Below are 15,148 nucleotides of genomic sequence, written 5' to 3' on the forward strand. Positions count from 1 at the left end.
CCCACCGCCGTACCACAAACCGCAAGCCACAGCCGGTTATCCACACGAGCCGTCATCCACAGGCGCCCGCCGCAAGATCCCCGGATTTCCGCGAGAATGGCCCTCAAGGCGGGGGCCCCCTGGGCGGGTGGGCTCTGGGGGGCCGCGGCGAGCGCTGCGGCCCAGCGGCCTCGACACATGCAGCCGCGCGATGGCCCAGGCGGGCGCTGTGGCCCAAGCAGGCGCTGTGGCCCAAGCAGGCGCTGTGGCCCAAGCGGCCCAGGCGGGCCCGATGGCTCAGGCGGGCGCGGCGGCCGAAGCGGGCCAGGCGGGGCGCGGCCGGGGCCAGGCGGGCGCGGCCTGCCGGGCGCGGCCGGGGCCAGGCGGCCACGACAGATGCAGCGGGCGCGGCGGGACGCGGCGAATGCGGCCTATGCAGCGGCCCTGCGCGGCGAGCAATCGAGGCGCGAGCGAAGTAGGCGTCGGCCAGAACCTGCCTGCGGCGGGTGACCTCAGCCCCGAGCAGTCAACGCCGAAGGACCACGCACGGTCAGCGGGCCGCCGCCACCGTGAAGAGCGCCTCTCGCATGGCCGCCTCCGGGGCCGGCACAACCCCCGTGAACTGTTCGAACTGGCTGAGCGCCTGCGCCAGCAGCAGATCGAGGCCCGACACGACCGCGAGCCCCCGCGACGATGCCGACAAGGCGAGCGGCGTCGGCCACGGATCGTAGATGGCGTCGAAGAGCACGGTGCCCTCTCGCCACTCGGCTTCTATCGCCAGGTGGTCGGCCGCACCCTTAGGGACGGTTGAGATCACCGCGTCGGCGCTCAGGGCCGCCGCCGCGTCCTCCCACGGATGACCGACGATCTGCACGCCCAAGGCGTCGGCCGCCGGGGCCAGCTCCGCGCGGGCCTCGGGGCGGCGGGTCACGACCGTGACCGTGGGGACGCCCAGTTCGGCGGCTGCGGCCAGGGCGGCCCGGGCCGTGCCTCCGCCGCCGAGCACGGTGAGCGATCGGGGTGTCACTGCTCCCGCGTCGCGGAGGACGCGGATCATTCCGGTGGCGTCCGTGTTGTCGGCGTGCCAGGTGCCGTCGTCACGGCGTACGAGCGTGTTGGCCGCCCCGGTCGCCACCGCGAGGGGGGACGCCGACGCCGCCAGGCGGAGGGCCGTTTCTTTCAAGGGCATCGTCAGTGACAACCCCGCCCACTCCGGGCCGAGGGTGTCGACGAGCTCGGGCAGGGCGAGCTCGTCGACCTCGAAGGAGGAGTACCGCCAGCCGGTCAGGCCCGCCGCTTGGAAGCCCGCCGTGTGGATGACCGGCGAGAGCGAGTGGGCGATCGGCTGGCCGCAGACCGCGGCGCGACGGGGTTGCACGGTTGACGACCCTAGAGCACGCCGGCCTTGATGGCCTTCTGGACGTTCGCGTCGTGTTGCGCCAGGGTCTTGGCGAAGGCCGAGTGGCCCTGCTTGTCGATGGCCACGAAGAAGAACCAGTCGCCCTTCGGCGGGTTGAGGGCCGCTTCCATGGCCGCCCGGCCCGGGTTGTTGATCGGCGTCGGGGTCAGGCCCTTCTTGCCGTGCAGGCGGTACGGGTTCTTGGGGTCGTTCAGCTCGGCGGTGGTCATTTTGCCGGACGGTTTCGTCGGCTTGCCGGTGAGCTGGTAGTAGTAGTTGATCCCCACGTCGAACTCGAGGCAGCCACAGGGGATCTCGGGTGTGCCGACGTAAAGGCGGTTGTACGCCACCCGGGCCACCTTGCCGAGGTCGTCCTTGTTGCCCGCCTCGGCCTGGGCGAGCGACGCCACGGTCAGCACCTCGTTGGGCGTGAGGTTGCGCTGGCTCTGCGCCTTCTCGACGAAGCCGGTCTCCTCGGCCACGTTGTTGAAGTGGGTGACCATGGTCGTCAGCATGTCGGTGGCCGACGCCTTGGGGTCGAACTCGTACGTGTCGGGGAACAGGAATCCCTCGACCGACACATTGGCTTTGGTGTTGTTGCTGCGGTTGAACCAGAAGTCGGGGACGCCGAGGGCCAGCGGGTCCTTGGCGGCCGCCTTGAACTCGTCGACCTTCTTGCCGGTCGCCTTGGCCAGGATGTCGTACACCTGGTTGGCGGTCTTGCCCTCGGGGATGGTGACGCCCTTGGACACGCGCGATTTCGGGTCGAGCAGCAGCGTCACGGCGTTCTGGGCCGACATCTGCTTCTTCATGTTGTACGTGCCCGATTGGATGTTCTTGCCCTTGGGGTTCGCATCCGCCTCGTTCACGAAGGCCTTGGTGCTCTTGACCACGTCCTTGTCGACCAGCACGTTGCCGATCTCGGTCAGGGTCGCGCTCTTGGGGATGTCGACCTGCACCGCTTCCCCGCCGGCGCCGTCGTAGTCGGCGGCGACGAAGAAGTCCTTGACCTTGTTGTAGCCGAACCAGACGCCGCCACCGAGGACGGCGAGCAGGACAAAGGCCATCAGGAACGCGACACCGGACTTACCGCCGCTTTTCTTCCCGCCGCGGGAGCCCCGGCGGTGCCGGGGTCTTCCTTTTTCGGCGTTCTCGTCGAACGCGAGGTCCAGCTCGTCGATCATCTCTGCCTCCGCTGAGCGTCCAGCCAGCCCTGCAGGATCTCCACCGCGGCCGCCTGGTCGACGACCGCCCGCTGCCGTTTGCCGCGCACGCCACGCTCGGCGAGCCTGCGGGTCGCGACCACGGTCGACATCCTCTCGTCCGCGAGGACGACCGGCACACTACCGACCGCCTCCACCAGTCGCCCAGCGTACGCACGAATGTCGATGGCGGCAGGTCCCTCGGCCCCGTTCAGGCGAACCGGCAGACCCACCACGATCTGCACCACCTCGTGTTCCCCCACGAGGCGGACAAGCTCAGCAATGTCAGTGGGCACGGCATCGTCTGCCGCGCCCATGTCACGGGCGACCGTGACCAGGGGGGTGGCCAGGATCCCGTCGGGGTCGCTGATCGCGACCCCGACGCGCACCTTACCGACATCGACGCCCAGTCGCCTACCCCGCGACAGCGCACTCATTCGGTCACTCCCCGTAATCCTCCGCTTAGTTCGCGGCGTCACCCACCGCCTTTTCCACCGCCGCCAGCAGCGCCGGGACCTGGTCGGCCGGGAGGCCGCCACCCTGCGCCAGGTCGGCGTTGCCGCCGCCCCGGCCGGAGAGCGCACCCTTGACCAGATCCGCCGCCGACAGCCCGCGACCCTTGGCCGCGCTGTTGAGCGCGACGATCAGCGACGCCTTGCCGTTCGACCGGGCCGCCACCGCGACCACCGCGGGACGAGTCGCGTCGATCTTGCCGCGGATCTCCTGGGCCAGCGTACGCACGTCGTTGCCGGCCGCGCCCTCGGGAGCCTCGGTGCCGACGTACGCCACACCGCGCAGGTCCCTGGCCTGGGCCGCCAGCGCCGACGCGCCGCCGAGAACCATCTGGGCCCGCAGCTTCTCGAGCTCCTTCTCGGCGTCGCGCAGCGCCGTCACGGTCTGCTCGACCCGGTCGGCGACCTGGTCGCCGGGCACCCGGAACATCTCCGCGAGCCGGGAGACCAGCAGGTGCTCCTTGGCCAGGAAGCCGAACGCGTCGATGCCGACCAGCGCCTCCACGCGGCGTACGCCGGAGCCGATCGACGACTCGTTGAGGATCTTCACGAGGCCCAGCTGGCCGGAGCGGTCGACGTGCGTACCGCCGCAGAGCTCACGCGCGTAGTCGCCGACTTCAACCACTCGGACCTCGTCGCCGTACTTCTCCCCGAACAGGGCCATCGCGCCGAGCCGGCGCGCTTCCTCCTGGGAGGTGATGAACCAGTGAACCTCGAGGTCACGCAGCAGGACCTCGTTCACCTGCTGCTCGACGTCGTGCAGCACGCTCGGCGCCACCGCGCCCGGGGTGTTGAAGTCGAAGCGCAGCCGGCCCGGCGCGTTCAGCGAGCCGGCCTGGGTCGCCGACTCGCCGAGGAACGCCCGCATGGTCTGGTGGACCAGGTGGGTCGCCGTGTGCGAACGCGAGATCGCCTTGCGGCGGGTCACGTCGATCTCGGCTTCCGCCGCCTCGCCCGTGCGGACCTCGCCGCGGATCACGCGCGCCTTGTGCACGATCAGGCCCGGGATGGGCTGCTGCACGTCGACGACCTCGAGCTGGCCGTTGCCGACCTTGATCAGGCCGGTGTCGGCCTGCTGGCCACCGCCCTCGGCGTAGAACGGGGTGGTGTCGAGGACCAGCTCGACGAAGTCACCCTCGCCGGCCACCTCGACCGAGGAGCCGCCGCCGCCGATGATCGAGCGCACGCGGGACTCCCGGGAGACCTCCTGGTAGCCCGTGAACTGGACCGGGCCGCCCGCGTCGAGCGCGCCCCGATACGCCGAGAGGTCCGCGTGGCCCGTCTTGCGCGCCGCCGCGTCCGCCTTCGCGCGGGCCCGCTGGTCGGCCATGAGCCGGCGGAAGCCGTCCTGGTCGACCGACAGGCCCTGCTCCTGCGCGATCTCGAGGGTGAGATCGATCGGGAAGCCGTACGTGTCGTGCAGCTGGAACGCTTTCTCACCGGACAGGGCCGACTTGCCCGATTTGCGAGTGTCGTCAATTGCGGTGTCGAGGATCGTCGTCCCCGCGCGCAGCGTCGACAGGAACGCGTCCTCCTCCGCGTACGCGTACGTGGAGATCCGCTCGAAGTCGGTCGCCAGCTCCGGGTACGACGGGGCCATGCAGTCCCGCGCGATCGGCAGCAGCTCGGTCAGCGCCCGCTCCTGCCAGCCCAGCAGCCGGATGGCCCGGATGGCCCGGCGCATGATGCGGCGCAGCACGTAGCCCCGGCCCTCGTTCGACGGCGTCACGCCGTCGCCGATCAACATCAGGGCGGTACGCACGTGGTCCGCGATCACGCGCAGGCGGACGTCGTCGGGGTGCGACTCGCCCGCGACGTGACCCGAGTGCGCGCCGTACTTCTTGCCGGTCATCTCCGCGGCCCGGGCCAGGATCGGGCGGACCTCGTCGATCTCGTACAGGTTGTCGACGCCCTGCAGGATCGAGGCGATCCGCTCGAGACCCATGCCGGTGTCGATGTTCTTGTTGGGCAGCTCGGAGACGATCGTGAAGTCGGTCTTGGACTTCACATCGGTGATCTCGTACTGCATAAAGACCAGGTTCCAGAACTCCATGAACCGGTCCTCGTCGACCTCCGGGCCGCCGTCCGCGCCGTACTCGGGGCCGCGGTCGTAGAACAGCTCGGAGCACGGGCCGGCCGGGCCGGGGATGCCCATCGACCAGTAGTTGTCCTTCTTGCCGCGGCGCACGATGCGTGACTCCGGCACGCCGATCGCCTTCCACAGCGAGAACGCCTCGTCGTCGTCGTGGTAGACCGTCGGCCAGATGCGCTCGGGGTCGAGCCCGTAGCCACCCTCGGCCTGCGACTTCGTCGACAGCTCCCAGGCGAGCTTGATCGCGCCCTCTTTGAAGTAGTCGCCGAAGGAGAAGTTGCCGTTCATCTGGAAGAACGTGCCGTGCCGGGACGTCTTGCCGACCTCGTCGATGTCCGGCGTGCGGATGCATTTCTGCACGCTGACCGCGCGCTTGAACGCGGGCGTCTGCTGACCCAGGAAGTACGGCACGAACTGGACCATGCCGGCGTTGATGAACAGCAGGTTCGGGTCGTCGATGGCCGGCAGCGGGGCACTCGGCACGACCGTGTGCCCGTTGGCCTCGAAATGCGCCAGATAGCGCCGCTTGATCTCCGCCGTCTTCATCGGTTCCCCTCCTGAGCCTCGTCCGGCTCGTCCTCGTACAGCTCACCCTCGGCGAACGCCTGGTGGATCTGCTGCTCCCGCTCGGCCATGCCGTCGCGGACGTCATCCACGAAGCTACGCATCGACTCGACCAGGCCGCCAGCGGATTGCGACAGCGAGGTGGCGATGCCCGACGGGGTGTACTCGTTCGCCTTCTGCGTGAGCTTGCGAACGACGATGGCGCCGACGGCCAAGCCGACGCCCAGCCAGAGCAGGCGCTTCATGGCTAAATCCTCCGAGTGGGTGGGGCGGGGTCAGCGATTGGCCCGGCGGCGGGTCTTGAGCTCGGTACGCACGGCGCGGTCCTCGTCGGCCCGGCGGCGCGCGGCGGCCGCCTTGCGCAGGCCGTAGCCGAACGACGCGACCTTGACGAGCGGGTTCGCGGCGGCCGCGGCGACGACCGTGGACAGGTTGGCCACGTTGGCGGTCACGTGCGCGGCGTGCTCGGTGATCGTGTCGACCTTGGCCAGCTGGACGTTGACACCGTCCAAAGAGACCTGGACCTGGCCGAGCGCAGTGTTCACGTTACGCACCGTGTCGTTGACATCACCCAGCAGCGGGCCGGTCCGGTCGGTCACGTCATTGATCGCCCTGGTGGCGGCGTCGACCGTACGGCCCAGCTTGAGGATCGGCACGGCGAGCACGATGACGAGCATCAAGAAGGCGCCCGCCGCGATCAGGCCTGCGATTTCTCCGGCGTCCATGAGGCGCTTCTCCCTTAAGTGGTCACGGATGGCGAGTCAACGTGCAGACCCTACCGTCCGTCACCACAAGCCGCGTCACGACGGCGTGGGTGTCGGCTCCAAGAGCGGATCATTCGACAGCACCGGGTCCGGCGTCTCGCCGACGAGCGGGCTCTCCTCCGGCGGTTGCGGTTTGCCGCGGGTGTCGGCGATCGCGTTCTGCACCTTGATGCTCACGGTGGAGCCGGTGCAGGTCTTCGGGTCCACGGGCTCGGTCGCGGTCGACGGCACGCTGGCCGGATCCTGCGCCGCGACCTGGTCGACGGCGCACTCCGGCAGCCGCACCCACAGGTCCAAAGTGAACTCGTCTCGTTTCCAGCAGCTGTACGTGCCGTCGACCGGCTGCTCCGGGCACTCGCCGACCTTCCACGGCTGCCACCCGGCCGAGCTCAGCGCGGCCGTGTAGACCTGCGTGGTCTCCTTGAACGGCTTGTCCGACTGGGCGATCCGCTCCCGGAACGTGCAGTCGATGAAGCACCACCGGCTGCCGCTGCTCTGATCGTCCACCTTCTCCGCCGCCCAGGCCGGCACGTCGAGCGAGTTCAGCGAGCTGAACACCGGGTCGTTCCCGGCCGCCCGCAACCCGAAGAAGGCGGGCAACACCAGCAACACGACCGCGGCGAGAGAGACCAGGGTCACCACCCGCAGGCGCCGTTGCGTCCGCAGCTTCTGCCGCAGCCCACCGAGCGCCCCGTTCGCCTCGCCGTCCTCCTCGGGCTCCGGCGCCGCGCCCCCGCCGGCCGCGGCCTTCGCCGCACCAGCCCGGGCCCCCACGACGGGGCTCACCCTCGCCGCCCCACTCGCGCCTTGCGGCGCTCCATCTTCACCCGCTGGAGGTACGCCCACAGCACCGGTACGCGGGTCCACGGCCCCACCGACACGAGCCGCCCCCACGGAGGCCGCCCCCACCGAGGCCGCCGCCCGCGCCCCCACCGACGCCGACCCCGCGAGCCCACCCACGGCCGCCGCCCCCGCCGGCCCACCCACAGACGCCGAACCCGCCGCCGGACCACCCACAGAGGCTGAACCCGCCGCCGGGCCACCCACAGACGCCGAACCCGCCGCCGGACCACCCACAGAGGCTGAACCCGCTGCCGGGCCACCGACGGACGCTGAACCTGCCGCCGGGCCACCGACGGACGCTGAACCCGCGGCCGGGCCACCCACGGAAGCTGAACCCGCCGCCGGGCCGCCGCGCGACGCGAGGCCCGGACCGCCCACCGAAGCCGCGCCACCGACCGAGGCCGCGCCTGCCACCGGACCGCTGACGGCAGAGCCCGCGTTCGGGCCGCCTACGGAGGCCGCGCCGGCCGCCGAGCCGCCGCGCCGCGGCAGACCGCCTACCGCCGCGGACCCGGTGCCCGGCCCACCGGTCGGCGCCGGGCCGCGACGAGCGCCGGAACTACCCCCCGAGCCATCGACCGACGCCGATCCTGCCGGGCCGCGCCGGCCGACGGACGCCGAACCCGCGGCCGGCCCACCGGCCGGAGCCGCAGCGGCACCGCCCACGGAGGCCGCGCCGGCCGCCGCACCCGTCGCGAAAGCGCCCGAGACACCACCACCCGGCCCGATCTGGCGCCCCGGCGACATGGTGCGCTCACCCGGCCCACCGGAACCACGCCCACGGCGCCCACGCGGCAACTCACCCGAAGCTTCCGGGTCGAAGTCCTCTTGCCCATGACGGCTGCGCCGCCCGGTCCCGAAGTCGTCGTCCCCACCCGGCCCGCGCCGACCCGTCCCGGCGTCCTCACCGACCTGTCCGTGGCGGCCGGACCCGGCGTCATCACGAACCTGTCCGTGGCGCCCCGACCCGGCGTCCTCGCCGACCTGGCCATGGCGGCCGGACCCGAAGTCGTCCTCCCGGCCCGGCTGACCTTGGTCATCGCCGGACTGACCGGGCCCGCGCCGCGGCTGTCCCGGCGAGACCGGCCCCGCCGGCATCGCACCGGTCGTGAAGCCGCCACGCCCACCGGCCCCCGGGCCACCGCGAGGCGCGACGCCCCCCGAGTTCTCCCCCGGCCGCGGAACCACTCCCGAGTTGCCCGCCATCGCCCCGGCCCGCCCCGGAACCGCGGGCGCGCGCACGCCACCGCGCCCCGGCACCACCGGCGGCGCGACACTGGCCGCAGCCCGCACCGGCCCGGTACCCGGCCGAACCCCACCGGCCGGCCCGCCCTGGTCAGCGGGGCTGCTGGGCCGCTGGCCGCCCTGGGGCGGAACGCCTCGTCCGGCTCCTCGGCCGTCCTGTGGCCCACCCGGGCCGCGGCGGCCGGGTCCGGCGCCGTTCTCGTCCGGGCCCGCATAGTCGGAGCCACCGCCGAAGCCGGCCCGCGACCCCGTTCCCGGACCACCCGGCGCCGGCGAACGCGGCGCCGTAGCCCCGAAGCCGCCCGTCTCGTCGGGGTTCGCGCCGTGGCCGCGTGATCGGCGGCTACGCTCGCCCGGCTCGGCCGCGCCGTGGCGACCGGTCCGGCCACCCGGCCCGTCCCCGTCCGGCCCGCCGTGGCGTCCGCCTTGCTGGTCGGCCGAGCCGCCGTAGCCCGCCCCCGACACCGGGCGCCCGGCACCCGCCGCGTAGTCGCCCAGGTCCCCGGCCCGGCCCTCACGCCCACCGAAACCGCCCCCGGGTACCCCGGACACCGGCCGCCCGGCACCCGGCCCACCGGACACGGGACGCCCCGCGCCACCCGAGAAGCCCGCCCCCGACACCGGACGACCGGCCCCACCCGAGTAGCCGGGACCCGACACCGGACGTCCCGCACCCGGGCCGAAGCCGGCGCCGCCCTGCGGCCCCTCCGAATGGAAGCGATCGCGCCCGCGCACAGGCGGCGAAGAAGAAGGCCGCGACGCCGGCGACACCGGCCGCACAGCGGGAACCTCGGGAGCATTGCCAGAAAGCGGAATCGCAGGCGACCCCGCCCCGAAAGCACCCTGCCCCGGCCCGCCCTGACCGTGAGCACCTTGGCCCGGCCCGCCCTGCCCGGGAGTGCTTGGGCCGGGAACGCCCTGGCCTGGCCCCCCTTGACCGTAAGCACCCTGCCCCGGGCCGCCCTGGCCGTATGCACCCTGCCCCGGGCCGCCCTGCCCGGGACCACCCTGACCCGGACCGCCCTGGCCGTATGCACCCTGCCCGGGACCGCCCGGCGCAGGAGCGCCCTGACTCGGTCCGCCCCGGCTGGGAAGCGCTTGACCGGGTACGGCACGGCCCGGCATGGCCTGTCCGGGTGTGGCTCGCCCGGGAGCACCCTGGCCGGAACTTCCCTGACCACCTGGCGCGGCCTGACCGCCGGGACCGCCCGGGCCCGAGGGCTGCCCCGGCGAAACGGGGCCGGACGGCACTTGATCGGGAGAAATCTGCCCAGGGGTGATCCGCCCGGGCGGGAACTGACCGGGGATCTGCCCGCTCTGCGCACGGCCCGGAATCGGCCCGGTCGCGCTGGGCCCACCGGCCGGACGCGCTCCGGGCGGCATGGCCCGCCCCGCCGGCCCGCCCGGAATCGGCCCGCTGTGACCACCGGCGCCAGGCCCGGCGGCACCCGGCGTCGCTCGGCCCGGCCCACCCACAGCCGGTCCGGCCGGACCGGGAACCCCACGGCCGGGACCCTGCGGCCCGGCGGCAGCACCACGACCGGAGGCAGCCGGATTCGGAGTCGCACGACCGGGACCGCTCGGCCCGGCCGGATCGGCCGCAGCGCGGCCCGGAGCGTTCGGGCCGGCGGCATTCGGCGCGGCGCGACCCGGAGCGTTCGGGCCGGCGGCATTCGGCGCGGCGCGACCCGGAGCGTTCGGGCCGGCGGCATTCGGCGCGGCGCGACCTGGAGCGTTCGGGCCGGCGGCGCTTGGGGCAGCACGACCCGGAATGCCAGATGCGGCGGCGTTCGGCACGGCGCGGACCGGAGCGTTGGGGCCGGGCGTGGCGCGGCCGCCTGCAGCAGGTCCCGGAGCAGCTCGGCCGCCCGCCGCGGGACCGGGGGCGCGGCCGGGCTGGCCCGCGGCGGGGCCGGCTGGGCGGCGGGCGGGCGGCGTGGCCGGGTCGTCGCCGGAGTCGCCGATGGCGGGGAAGGCGAAGTCGTCGTCGGGTTCGTCGTCGGGGCCGGGGGCGACCCGCCCGGATTTGCTGTATCTGGTCTCGCCGGCGAGGGTGCCCGGGCCGATCGCGGAACGCTGCTGCTTCGCGGTGCGCAGGTCGTCGAGCCAGCCCGTCTCCTCCTGGGGGAGGATCACGGGCTCGACCGGCTCCGGACGGCCTCGACCGAACCGGCGTCCCTTGCGTCCACCGGCCTGCTCGTTGCCCAGGTCAGCGTCGTCGTCGGGCCGTTCGGCACCGCGCGGTGTCACGGTCGTTCCTCTCCGGCGGCGGAGCCGCTGTCGTCACCCCGGCCGTCCATGGCCTTCGATCCCGGACCGGCCTTTGCCCTCGAACCGGAGAAGGTACCAGCCTTGGCTGAGTCCGCACCGTCCTCCGGGCCGCCGGGCCCCGGCTCCTCAGTGGTCGCCGACGAGCGTGCCCCAGTTTCGCCGCCCGCACCACCCGCCGCGCGGCCGACGCCACCCTCCGAAGGTTCCTCCGCCGGCGTCTCCGCAGCTCCAGTCCCCTCAGACGGCGCGGAAGGCGCCGCCGCAGAGGAATCCGTCACAAAACCGCCCGCCGGCCCGGACTCCCCTGGCGCGGGGGTGGGGGTGGCCGGCGCGGAGGTGGACGCGGCAGGCGCGGAGGTGGACGCGGCAGGCGCAGGAGTGGGGGCAACCGGCGCAGGAGTGGGAGTGGCCGGCGCGGGAGGGGTGGGCGAGGTGGACGGGGCGGCCGCCGCCGAGGGGGCCGACGGCGCGGGAGTGGGGGCCGGCCGTGGGGTGGTCAGGCCGCGGACGATGCGGCGGAGCTTGGGGACCCGGTCGTTGACGGCGCGCTCGGCCCCGTGGTCGGTGGGCCGGTAGTACTCCGCCTCGACCAGGTCGTCGGGGACGTACTGCTGGGTGACCACGCCGCGGGGATCATCATGCGGGTAGCGGTAGCCGCGCCCGTGTCCCAGTCCCCGGGCCCCGGGGTAGTGGGCGTCGCGCAGGTGGGTCGGCACCGGGCCGCCCCGGCCGGCCCGGACGTCGGCCATGGCCTCGCCGATGGCTGTGGTCACCGCGTTCGACTTGGGGGCGGTCGCCATGTGCACGACCGCCTGGGCGAGGTTGAGCTGGCATTCGGGCAGGCCGATGGTCTGCACCGCCTGGGACGCCGCGGTGGCCACGAGCAGCGCCTGCGGGTCGGCCATCCCCACGTCCTCGCTGGCGAAGATGACGATGCGCCGGGCGATGAACCGTGGGTCCTCCCCGGCGACCAGCATCCGGGCCAGCCAGTGCAGGGCCGCGTCGGGGTCGCTGCCGCGCATGCTCTTGATGAAGGCGCTGGTGATGTCGTAGTGCGCGTCGCCGTCGCGGTCGTAGCGGACCGCCGCCACGTCGACCGCTTTCTCCGCGGTGGCCAGGTCGATCTCGTGGACGTCCTGGGCCAGGGCGGAGCCGGCCGCCGCTTCGAGGGCGGTGAGGGCCTTACGGACGTCGCCGGACGCGAGGCGTACGAAGTGCTCCTCGGCCTCGGCACTCAGGGTGACCGCGCCGCCGAGCCCTCGCTCGTCCGTGATCGCGCGGCGGAGCAGGCCGCGGACGTCGTCGTCGTCGAGCGCCTGGAGGGTGAGCAGCACGCAGCGGGACAGCAGGGGCGAAATGACCGAGAAGTACGGGTTCTCGGTGGTCGCGGCCAGCAGGGTGACCGTCCGGTCCTCGACCGCGGCCAGCAACGAGTCCTGCTGGGTCTTGCTGAAGCGGTGAACCTCGTCGATGAACAGCACCGTCGGCGGGCCACCGTGGCGGCGTTCGCGCCGGGCCGTGTCGATCACCGCGCGGACGTCCTTGACCCCGGCCGTCAGGGCCGACATGGCCACGAACTTGCGGTTGGTGGCCCCGGCGACCAGGTGGGCGATGGTGGTCTTGCCGGTGCCGGGCGGGCCCCACAGGATCACCGACATCGGGCTGGCCCCGGTCACCAGCTGGCGCAGCGGCGCCCCGGGGGCGAGCAGGTGTCCCTGGCCGACCAGCTCGTCGAGGGTGGTGGGCCGCATCCGCACCGGGAGGGGCGAATCCTCGGCCCAGGCGCTGAGGCCCTCGGTGGCCGGGGACGCCGGTGCGGTGGGTTGCCCCAGGGAGAAAAGCCCGTCCATTTCCATCGGGAACGACAGTACCGGCCCCTGGGAGCGCGCCCGAAACGCGCTGCCAGAGGCCGGTAGGAAAGGTCCGGTAGATCAGCCGCGGCCGGGGCGACGGCCGTAGAAGCGGCGGCCGGAGCCGCTGCCGCTGCTGGCGCGCGGGCCGGAGCCGACGCCGGCGAGGTAGAGAGCGAGGAGCAGAAGGCCGAGCGCCGTCATGGTCTGGAAGTTGAACAGGTCGGGGACGCCGAGGTTCTGGTTGAACAGGTCCAACAGGAACTGGACACCGAACACGACTGCGGCGGCGATGGCAAGCATTATCTATTCCTCCGGGGGGTGAGAGCCGTGACATGCAGATACCCCGGTGACGCCGCTCACCAAACTCATAGGACATTGACCGCACGGGCGATGACCAGTGCCGCCGTGACCAACGCGATGGCCGACTCGAGGGCCATGGCCGCTTTGGCCCAGCGGGTCAACGGCAGGGTGTCGGTCGGGCTGAACGCCGTCGCGTTGGTGAACGCGACATAGAAGTAGTCGAGGAAGCGCGGCTCCCAGTCCTTGGCCACCATGTCGGGCGCGGTCATCGGCGGGAAGAGCAGGTCGGGGTACGGATCGGTGCCGTGCGCCCGGCGCGCCGGCCCACCGCGGTCGAGCTCCCAGAACCAGACCGCGAAGGTCAGCACGTTGATCAGGTAGATGGCGCTGCCGCCGGCCAGCAGCTGAGCCGCCGTGCCGGTGTCGCGCCCCGTGACGATGGCGTGCACCAGCAGCCCGACCGACGACGCGGTGCCCAGGCTGGCCACCGCGATCAGCCCGAGGCTGAGCATCCGCAGCGCGGGGGTGTCGCGATGGATGCGGCCGGGGTCGGCGGCGAACAGGACCACACCGATAGTCAGCTCGATGGCGGGCAGGAGCCACTGCGGTCCCAGGGTCAGCCGGTGGGGCAGGGTCCACTGCAGCGCGATCATCACGGCGATCGCGACCGTGGCGGGCCACCGGTGCTCGCCGCGGGTGCGGCGCCGCCAGGCCGGGCCGAGGGCCTCGGTCAGTTTCTCGATCTCGTCGGGCACTGCCCCATCATGCGGCCAGTTTGAACAGCAGGACCGTCTCCCACTTGTGCATGTCCGGCTCCTTGGCGGGATCGGTCATCATCATCTCGAGGCGGCATTCCCAGACCTCGCCGGTCGGGGTGGGGTGCATGTCCCAGGCCAGGCCGCGGTCCTGGGCCCAGCCGAGCAGGCGGGCGGTGACGCCCATCAGCTCGTCGGGGTGGCCGACGTGGGTGACCGTGGCGTAGCGGCCGGCCGGCAGGGTCTCGACGAACATCGGGGAGGCCACCTCGACCGGGGCCGAGATCGGGATGCCGGCCTCGACGACCAGGTCGGCCGACATGTCAATGACGCGGTAGCGGAAGAACGGCGCACCGGCCACCGGCACGCCCCGCTCGGCGAGGCGGGCCAGCATGCCCGGCAGGTGGTCGGCGACCCGGGCGAACTCGGTCATGGTGATCGACTCACGCCGGCCGACGTACGCCTGCCGGCCCAGCTGCACGATCTTCGGCTCCACCTGCCCAGTCTCACAGCCCGGCAACCCGGGCGCACGTCAGACGAACTCGGACACCGGCCGGAGGGGGGTCCGCAGGATCGAGCGGGCCAGCGAGGAGTCGAGCCGCACGTCGAGCGGCCGGGGGCCGAGGCCACCGCCGGCGCTCGGCCCGACCGGGACCGACGACTCGTCGAGGCCGTGCGAGCGGGCGACCCGCCGGCCGAAGTCGGCCCGCGAGATCGCCTCGGGCCCGGCCACGTTGATGACGCCGCCGAAGCGGGAGTCGGCCAGCTCGAGGATGGCCCCGGCCAGGTCCTCGACGTGGACCGGGCAGCGGATCTCGTCGGTGAACATGGTGCCGGGCTGCTGTCCCCGGGTCACGGCCAGGGCGAAGGCCACGTGCTTGCTCTCGTCCGTGCCGGCGATCAGCGACGTCCGGACGATCACGGCGGCCGGGGAGATCGCGGCCACCGCGGTCTCGGCGGCCGCCTTGGCCGAGCCGTACTGCGAGACCGGGGTGGGCACGTCGGCCTCGGTGTACGGGGTGGGGCGCCCGGCGTGCAGGGCGTCGGTGGAGACGTGCACCAGCCGGGCCCCGATCGCGGCGGCCTCGGCGGCGACCGAGGCGGCGCCGTCGGCCAGGACCCGCCAGTCGCTGCCATGGCCGACGCAGTTGACGATCAGCCGCGGCACCACGGCGGTGACCACCGCGTGCACCGCCTTGCGGTCGGTGACGTCGACCGGAACCTGGCCGCCGGCCGCGGTGGTGGCCGTGCCCACCACCGCGTGCCCGGCGGCCCTGGCCTGCCGCACGACCTCCCGGCCGAGATAACCCGAGGCTCCGACGATCAATGTGCTCATAGGACGGAACTACCTCAGATTCTCCCGGCGCAC

Annotated in this window: 12 protein-coding genes; all 12 read right to left on the reverse strand. The window is 73.0% G+C overall.

What is annotated here, in order from left to right; genetic code table 11:
* Positions 1-529: 529 nt before the first annotated feature.
* Positions 530-1,357, reverse strand: coding sequence for a shikimate dehydrogenase (locus tag AB0J66_RS25320; RefSeq protein ID WP_364665123.1), 828 nt, complete (start codon positions 1,355-1,357; stop codon positions 530-532).
* 11 nt (positions 1,358-1,368) lie between these two features.
* On the reverse strand, positions 1,369-2,562 hold the full coding sequence (gene mltG, locus AB0J66_RS25325) for an endolytic transglycosylase MltG (protein ID WP_364665125.1): 1,194 nt from the start codon (positions 2,560-2,562) through the stop codon (positions 1,369-1,371).
* A complete protein-coding gene (gene ruvX, locus AB0J66_RS25330) occupies positions 2,559-3,017 on the reverse strand; it encodes a Holliday junction resolvase RuvX (RefSeq protein ID WP_364665128.1) in 459 nt (152 codons plus the stop codon). The genes mltG and ruvX overlap by 4 nt, the downstream gene beginning before the upstream one ends.
* 25 nt (positions 3,018-3,042) lie before the next feature.
* Positions 3,043-5,730, reverse strand: coding sequence for an alanine--tRNA ligase (alaS, locus tag AB0J66_RS25335; RefSeq protein WP_364665131.1), 2,688 nt, complete (start codon positions 5,728-5,730; stop codon positions 3,043-3,045).
* The gene (locus tag AB0J66_RS25340; RefSeq protein WP_360239354.1) at positions 5,727-5,993 is read right to left on the reverse strand and encodes a hypothetical protein; all 267 of its coding nucleotides are present in this window, start codon (positions 5,991-5,993) and stop codon (positions 5,727-5,729) included. The genes alaS and AB0J66_RS25340 overlap by 4 nt, the downstream gene beginning before the upstream one ends.
* 30 nt (positions 5,994-6,023) lie before the next feature.
* Positions 6,024-6,473 (reverse strand): DUF948 domain-containing protein, encoded by a 450-nt coding sequence (locus AB0J66_RS25345; RefSeq protein ID WP_364665134.1) that lies wholly within the window; start codon positions 6,471-6,473, stop codon positions 6,024-6,026.
* A gap of 75 nt (positions 6,474-6,548) precedes the next feature.
* A complete protein-coding gene (locus AB0J66_RS25350) occupies positions 6,549-7,298 on the reverse strand; it encodes a hypothetical protein (RefSeq protein ID WP_364665137.1) in 750 nt (249 codons plus the stop codon).
* Positions 7,299-10,846: 3,548 nt separating this feature from the next.
* Entirely contained in the window at positions 10,847-12,727 is a 1,881-nt protein-coding gene (locus tag AB0J66_RS25355; protein ID WP_364665140.1) for a replication-associated recombination protein A, read from the reverse strand.
* A gap of 75 nt (positions 12,728-12,802) precedes the next feature.
* Positions 12,803-13,024, reverse strand: a complete 222-nt coding sequence (locus tag AB0J66_RS25360) for a hypothetical protein (protein ID WP_364665143.1) — start codon at positions 13,022-13,024, stop codon at positions 12,803-12,805.
* A 65-nt stretch (positions 13,025-13,089) separates the two neighbouring features.
* Positions 13,090-13,779, reverse strand: coding sequence for a hypothetical protein (locus tag AB0J66_RS25365; RefSeq protein WP_364665146.1), 690 nt, complete (start codon positions 13,777-13,779; stop codon positions 13,090-13,092).
* Positions 13,780-13,786: 7 nt separating this feature from the next.
* Entirely contained in the window at positions 13,787-14,275 is a 489-nt protein-coding gene (locus AB0J66_RS25370) for a GyrI-like domain-containing protein (protein ID WP_364665148.1), read from the reverse strand.
* A 36-nt stretch (positions 14,276-14,311) separates the two neighbouring features.
* Complete coding sequence (locus tag AB0J66_RS25375) at positions 14,312-15,115, reverse strand: sugar nucleotide-binding protein (RefSeq protein WP_364665151.1); 804 nt, start codon at positions 15,113-15,115, stop codon at positions 14,312-14,314.
* Positions 15,116-15,148: the final 33 nt, after the last annotated feature.

It is taken from the genome of Actinoplanes sp. NPDC049598, assembly GCF_040675435.1.
GTDB lineage: Bacteria > Actinomycetota > Actinomycetes > Mycobacteriales > Micromonosporaceae > Actinoplanes.